General features: G+C 65.8%; 5 protein-coding genes. All 5 read left to right on the forward strand.

Features of this window, described 5'->3' with window-relative positions; genetic code table 11:
• Nucleotides 1-34 precede the first annotated feature (34 nt).
• The 5 genes from FKV25_RS07470 to FKV25_RS07490 all read left to right on the forward strand — a co-directional run bounded on the left by FKV25_RS07470 (nucleotide 35) and on the right by FKV25_RS07490 (nucleotide 6953).
• Nucleotides 35-643: a nucleotidyltransferase domain-containing protein gene (locus tag FKV25_RS07470; protein WP_246071996.1), complete on the forward strand. Its 609-nt coding sequence runs from the start codon at nucleotides 35-37 to the stop codon at nucleotides 641-643.
• Nucleotides 636-1040: a DNA-binding protein gene (locus FKV25_RS07475; protein WP_246071998.1), complete on the forward strand. Its 405-nt coding sequence runs from the start codon at nucleotides 636-638 to the stop codon at nucleotides 1038-1040. Before FKV25_RS07470 ends, FKV25_RS07475 begins: the two co-directional genes overlap by 8 nt.
• Nucleotides 1037-4150: a type I restriction endonuclease subunit R gene (locus tag FKV25_RS07480; RefSeq protein ID WP_141518160.1), complete on the forward strand. Its 3114-nt coding sequence runs from the start codon at nucleotides 1037-1039 to the stop codon at nucleotides 4148-4150. The genes FKV25_RS07475 and FKV25_RS07480 overlap by 4 nt, the downstream gene beginning before the upstream one ends.
• A 161-nt stretch (nucleotides 4151-4311) precedes the next feature.
• The gene (locus FKV25_RS07485; protein ID WP_141518161.1) at nucleotides 4312-5811 is read left to right on the forward strand and encodes a DUF1254 domain-containing protein; all 1500 of its coding nucleotides are present in this window, start codon (nucleotides 4312-4314) and stop codon (nucleotides 5809-5811) included.
• A complete protein-coding gene (locus FKV25_RS07490; RefSeq protein WP_246072000.1) occupies nucleotides 5808-6953 on the forward strand; it encodes a DUF1254 domain-containing protein in 1146 nt (381 codons plus the stop codon). The genes FKV25_RS07485 and FKV25_RS07490 overlap by 4 nt, the downstream gene beginning before the upstream one ends.
• Nucleotides 6954-7319: the final 366 nt, after the last annotated feature.

Raw genomic sequence — 7319 nt, forward strand, 5'->3', positions numbered from 1 at the left:
CATTCGTTGCTAAATGAGCAACACTTCCGCCTCGATGGACCTGCTGTTCCCCGCCACCCGGCAACGGGTGCTGGCGGCGCTGTTGCTGCAACCCGAGGCCAGTTTCCACCTGCGTGAACTGGCACGCCTGACCGGATCCCATGCGGGAACACTGGGCCGGGAGCTGGAGAAGCTGGTGGAGGCGGACCTGGTGCTGCGAAGCGAGCAGGGCAACCAGTCGCGCTTTGGGGCCAACCGCGCCTCGCCCCTGTTCGATGACCTCGCGGCGCTGTTCCGCAAGACCCATGGAGTCGTGCCGGTGCTGCGGGATGCCCTGGCGGCGCTGGGCGGGCAGGTCGGACTGGCCTGGGTCTTCGGCTCGGTGGCGCGCGGTGCCGAAACCGCTGGCAGCGACATCGACCTGCTGGTGCTGGGGGATGTCGGATTCGCCGACCTCGTGCGGACGATCCACCCGGTGCAGGAGGCGCTGGGGCGGGAGGTCAATCCCGTGCTGTACTCGATGGCGGAGTTCCGGAAACGCCTGCAGGCGGACGAGCCGTTCGCGCGGGAGCTGCTGGGCAAGCCGAAGCTGTTCGTGAAGGGGAGCAAGGATGACATTGCAGAACTTGTTGGGGATCAAGCGCCTTCAGGCGCACGTGGCTGAACCTGTCGCGGTCCGGAAGCTGCTGGAATCGGCCCGGCGCAACCTGGCCGACGCCGGCGTGGCCGAGATCAGCGCCGACAACCGCTTCGATGCGGCCTACAAGTGCATCATGCAGTGCGCGATGCTGGGTCTGTGGGCCAACGGGTACCGCACTTCGACCAGCCAGCCCGGCCACCACCAGACGGCGATCCAGTGCCTCGCGCTCACGATGGGCGTGTCCAGGGACGACGTGATCGTGCTGGACGCCCTGCGCCGGCAACGCAATGTCACCGACTACGAAGGCGACCCGGTGTCCGACGCCGTCCTGGCCTCGTGCCTGGATGAGGCGGCGAAGCTGCTGGGCCACACCGAGCACTGGCTGCGCAATTCGCACCCTGCGCTCATGGGGGACGCATGAACCTGCACCAGGAACACCACTTCGAGCGCGAGATCTGCGCGCACCTGGCCGCCCACGGTTGGCTGTATGCCGAAGGCGATGCCACCGGCTATGACCGCGCCAATGCCCTGTACCTGCCGGACCTGAAAGCCTGGCTGGAGGCGACCCAGCCGGAGGCCTGGAAGGCTCTGCTCAAGACCCACGGCGCGCAGCTGGACACGCGGCTGGCGGAGCGCATCCGCAAGAACCTGGACGAGCGCGGCACGCTGGATGTGTTGCGGCGCGGCGTGGAGATGGTGGGGCTGAAGGCACCGCTGAGCCTGGTGCAGTTCAAGCCTGCATTCTCGATCAATCCGGTGACGCAGCAGCACTACGAGGCCAACCGGTTGCGGGTGGTGCGGCAGGTCCGCCACTCACCCAACCAGCCGAAGGACGCGGTGGACCTGGTGTTGTTCGTCAACGGGATCGCGGTCGCGACGGCAGAGCTGAAGTCGGACTTCACCCAGAGCGTGGGTGACGCGGTGGACCAGTACCGGTTCGACCGCAATCCACAGCCCAAGGGCGGACAGCGCGAGCCGCTGCTGGCGTTCCCGGGCGGCGCACTGGTGCACTTCGCGGTCAGCCAGGCCGAGGTGATGATGACCACGCGGCTGGCCGGCAAGGACACGTTCTTCCTGCCGTTCAACCGTGGGAACGACGGTGGGGCCGGCAACGCGCCGAATCCGAACGGCTTTGCCACGTCCTACCTGTGGGAAGACGTGTGGCAGCGCGACAGCTGGCTGGACATCCTGCACCGCTACCTGATCGGCAAGCGCGACGAGAAGAAGCAGCTGAAGTCGGTGATCTTCCCGCGCTACCACCAGCTTGATGCCACCCGGTCGCTGGTGGCTGACGTGCGGGCGAACGGCCCGGGCCAGCGCTACCTGGTCCAGCACTCGGCGGGTTCGGGCAAGACCAACTCGATCGCCTGGAGCGCGCATTTCCTGGCCGACCTGCATGGCGATGCCAACCGGAAGCTGTTCGACAGCGTGCTGGTGGTGTCCGATCGCAACGTGCTGGACGCCCAGTTGCAGGAGGCGATCTTCGACTTCGAGCGCACCACCGGCGTGGTCGAGACGATCACGAGCGAGCACGGCAGCAAGAGTGCCCAGCTGAGCGAGGCGCTGAAGGCCGGCAAGAAGATCATCGTTTGCACCATCCAGACCTTTCCGTTTGCTCTGCAGGCGGTGCAGGAACTGGCTGCGACCGAGGGCAAGCGCTTCGCGGTGATCGCCGACGAGGCACACAGTTCGCAGACCGGGGAAGCCGCAGCCAAGCTCAAGCAGTTGCTGAGCGCACAGGAGTGGGCGGAGCTGCAGGACGGGGGCGAAGTCGATACCGAGGCCCTGCTGGCCGCCGGCATGGCGGCGCGGGCCGGGGCTGAAAGCGGCCTGACCTACGTTGCGTTCACCGCAACGCCCAAGGCCAAGACCCTGGAACTGTTCGGTCGGCCGGGTGCGGACGGAAAGCCCGAGCCCTTCCATGTCTATTCGATGCGGCAGGCGATCGAAGAGGGTTTCATCCTCGACGTACTGCGCAACTACACGCCCTACGACCTGGCGTTCAAGCTGGCCCACGAGGGCGCAGAGATCGACCATTCGCAGGTCGAGCGCTCGGCGGCGATGAAGGGGATCATGCGCTGGGTCCGGTTGCACCCGTACAACATCGCCTCGAAGGTGCAGATCGTCGTCGAGCACTACCGCGAGAACGTGCAGCCGCTGCTCGACGGGCGAGCCAAGGCCATGGTGGTGGTGGGCTCGCGCAAGGAGGCCGTGCGCTGGCAGAAGGCCATCCGCGGCTATATCGAGCGGCAGAACTACCCGCTGGGGGTGCTGGTGGCATTCTCCGGTGAGGTCAACGATCCGGACAGCTATCCCGATCCCGTGACCGAGTCGAGCGCGCTGCTCAACCCCGGGCTGAAGGGGCGCGACATCCGCGATGCGTTCGCGCAGCCAGAGTTCCACCTGCTGCTGGTCGCCAACAAGTTCCAGACCGGGTTCGATCAGCCGCTGCTGTGCGGCATGTACGTGGACAAGAAGCTGGGCGGCATCCAGGCGGTCCAGACGCTGTCCCGCTTGAACCGCGCACACCCGGGCAAGGACACGACCTACGTGCTGGACTTCGTGAACGATCCGGCCGAGGTGCTGAAGGCGTTCAGGACCTACTACGAGACCGCGGAGCTTGAGGCGACGACGGACCCCAACCTGGTGTTCGACCTGCGTTCCAAGCTGGATGCGAGTGGCCACTACGACGACTTCGAGGTCGAGCGGGTGGGCCGGGTCGAAACCGATCCTGCGGGAACGCAGGCGCAGCTGAGTGCCGCCATCGCTCCGGTCGCCGATCGGCTGTTGAAGCGCTACAAGGCGGCCCAGCAGGCACGCCTGGTGGCCGAGGCGGCGAACCATGCGTCCGATGAGAAGGCGGCAAAGGACGCGCTGGATTCCTTGCTGCTGTTCCGCAACGACATGGGGTCCTTCAACCGTCTGTATGCCTTCCTGTCGCAGATGTTCGACTACGGGAACACGGCCATCGAGAAGCGCTTCATCTTCTACAAGCGCCTGATTCCGCTGCTTGAGTTCGGGCGTGAGCGCGATGAGGTCGACCTGTCCAAGGTTGTGCTGACCCATCACACCCTGCGCAAGGGCGCGATCCAGAACCCGAGCCTGTCGGCGGAGGGCAGTTACCCGCTGGCGCCAATGGATGCCGTCGGCAGCGGGCACGTCCAGGAGAAGCAACAGGCGTATCTGGCCGAGATCATCGAGAAGGTGAACGGGTTGTTCGACGGCCAGCTGACCGACGACGACCAGTTGCTGTACGTCAACGGCGTGCTGAAGGGAAAGCTGCTGGAGAACGACACCCTGGTCCAGCAGGCCAGCAGCAACAGCAAGGAGCAGTTCGCCAATTCACCCGACCTGCGGGACGCGCTGCTGCACGCCATCATGGACGCGCTTGATGCGCATACGACCATGAGCAGCCAGGCGCTCGGATCCGAGCGCGTGCGTGATGGCTTGCGGGACATCCTGCTGGGGCCGGGCCAGCTGTACGAATCGCTTCGCTCAAGGGGTGCTGCGACACCTTCGTCTCCCCGCTAGGCGCTCAATAACTTCGATTGACCCCGCACCATCGGCGTCTCTGTCGCGTCGCTGTGGTAAAGGGCGGCCTCGCGTTCCTTCATGCGCGCGCTTGCCCCTTCACGCCCCCTTCGCACGGCGCGGGTTTTGCTCTGGGCTTGCGCTGGATGAGCGAGGGAGCAATGGACACCGTGCGGCAATTGCCCGCGAATCCGGTCCGTGGCTGGTGGCTCCTCGGGTTGATTCTCGTCGCGGCCGGGGCGGTGTCGGGCTGCGGCACACCGGCGCCGGAGAACGCGGCCCTTGGCGAGGCGGCACCCGCGGGCGAGGGGCCTTCGCACGATGAAGTGCGCGCGATCGCCCAGGAGGCCTATATCTACGGCTTTCCGATGGTCGACAGTTACCGGATCCAGTATTCGTACTTCGCCGATCCCGCCGATCCGGAGTACAAGGGCGCATGGAACGAGATCCATAACACCGCGCGCGTCTATACGCCGGACGACAAGGCGATCCAGACGCCAAACTCGGACACGCCGTATTCGCAGCTGGGCGCCGACCTGCGCGCCGAGCCCCTTGTGATCTCGGTGCCGGCGGTCGAGGAGGGGCGCTACTACTCGGCGCAGTTCATCGACATGTATACGCACAACTTCGCCTATGTCGGCTCGCGCGCCACCGGCAACGAGGCCGGCAATTTCCTGCTGGCGGGCCCGGGCTGGAAGGGCGAGACGCCAGAGAGGATCAAACAGGTGATCCGCTCGGAGACCGAGCTGGTGTTCGTGCTGTTCCGCACGCAGCTGTTCGACGCCGACGACATCGAAGCCGTCAGGAAGATCCAGGCAGGCTACAAGGCGCAACCCCTGTCGGGTTTCCTGGGCACGCCGGCGCCGTCCGCTGCGCCGCCCATCGAGTTCATCCGGCCGCTGGCGCCCGATGCACAGAAGACCTCGCCGGACTTCTTCCGCATCCTCAACTTTCTCCTGCAGTTCAGCCCGACCCATCCCAGTGAGACCGCCTTGATGGAGCGCTTCGGCAGGATCGGCATAGGTGCCGGGAAACCCTTCGACGCGGATGCGCTGCCTCCCGGGCAGCGCGAGGCGATCGAGGCCGGCATGGCCGATGCATGGAAGACATTCGCGGATTACAAGGCGGCGAAGGTGGACACGGGTGAGGAGAGCAGCGCAGATGGCTTCGGTTCGCGCGAATTCCTGCAGAACAACTACCTTCGTCGCATGGCCAGTGCTGTCCTCGGCATTTACGGGAACTCAAAGGAAGAGGCCGTGTACCCGGCCTACTTCACCGATGCCGCGGGGGCCGCTTTGGATGCTTCGGCTCACCGCTACGTGATGCGGTTCGAGCCTGGGCAGCTTCCACCCGTCAATGCCTTCTGGTCGGTCACGATGTACGAGCTGCCGTCCAGCCTGCTCAGCGCAAACCCGCTCGACCGCTACCTGGTCAATGCGTCGATGCTGCCTTCGCTCCGGAAGGACGCCGATGGCGGCCTCACGTTGTACCTGCAGCATGAATCGCCGGGCGATGGCCGTGAAGCCAACTGGCTCCCCGCGCCCGAAGGCCCGTTCTTCGTGGTCATGCGCATCTACTGGCCCAAGGCTGAAGTACTGGACGGGCGCTGGAAGGCGCCGCCGCTGCAGCGGATCGAATCCCTCACCGGAGAACCGCAATGACGGCTGACGCCACTGTTGCTTTCCCTGTTCGAATGGTGTCGCTTGCCCTTGCGCTCGCGTTGGTCACGGCGGGATGCCAGCGCACCGATGCGCCCGACGCCGAGGCCAGCGGGCCATCGCCCGCGCCCACCGCCGAAACCAAAGCATCGGCGCCCGACGCCACCGCCTCGGCCCCCGACGCACCGGCGCCGGGCGCCTTGCCGGTCACCGTGGACAATTTCATCCGCGCCGAGTCCGACACCTATCTGGCGGTGACGGCGAAGGAGGCCGGAGGGCTCGGCAGGATCTCGCACCGGCGCGAGCCGGCCTCGATCGACAACCAGACGGTCATCCGCCTCAACCGCGATACCTTGTACAGCTCGGCGGTGTTCGACCTGGATGCGGGGCCGGCGACGGTGGTGCTCCCGGATGCCGGCACGCGCTTCCAGTCGCTGATGTTCGTCAACCAGGACCACTACGCCTGGACCGAGTACGGCGCCGGCCCGCACACCGTGACCCGCGACAAGGCCGGCACCCGCTACGTGGTGGCGGCGATCCGTACGCTGGTCGATCCCAACGACCCGGCCGACCTCGAGGAGGTGCACCGGCTGCAGGACGCGATCACCCTCGAACAGCAGGCGCCGGGCACGCTGGAGCTGCCGGCTTGGGATCCGGTCAGCCAGAAGAAGGTGCGCGATGCCCTGCTGGTGCTGGGCACGACATTGCCGGACTTCAAGCATTCCTTCGGTACGAAGGCGCAGGTCGATCCGGTGCGACACCTGGTCGGCACGGCGACCGGCTGGGGCGGCAACCCCGACAAGGATGCGAGCTACCTCAACATCACGCCCGCCAGGAACGACGGCGAGACCGTCTACGTACTCGAGGTCGGGGAGGTGCCGGTCGACGCCTTCTGGTCGATCAGCGTCTACAACGCCGACGGCTACTTCGAGAAGAACCCGTACGACGCCTATTCCGTCAACAGCCTCACCGGGAAGAAGCAGGCCGACGGTACCATGCGCATCCAGTTCGGCGGATGCGACGGCCAGGTCGCGAACTGCATCCCGACCACGGCGGGATGGAACTACACGGTGCGCCTGTACCTGCCGCGACAGGAGGTCCTGGATGGAACGTGGAGGTTCCCGGAGCCGAAGCCGGTGCCGTGAACCGGATGCGGATGGATTCCTCCAAGCGTGGCGGTTGAAGTACGGTCGTTGACCCAGACAGGACGCCTGGTTGACGCGCGGCCCACCCCTTGGGCACGAACAGAGAACGCCACGCCGATTCGCTCTCCACACTCGATTGTCGTATCTGCGATGCTTCTGGTGGTCGTGGCCAGCGCATGCAGCCGGGCCCTCGGTCACATCGGAGATCATCCAGGGAAAGGGTCAATCCGAGACTCATCCCTCGATCGCCATGAACGACGAGTTCGCCGCCTGAATCGCCCCGGGTTTCATAGACACCTACGAGCCTGAAAGTCCCGCTTGCCGTTCGAACTCTACCGGAGAGACGCCTCCATTGGAGCCGTGTCG

Origin of the sequence: Marilutibacter aestuarii (assembly GCF_006546775.1) — a bacterium.
Taxonomy (GTDB): domain Bacteria; phylum Pseudomonadota; class Gammaproteobacteria; order Xanthomonadales; family Xanthomonadaceae; genus Marilutibacter; species Marilutibacter aestuarii.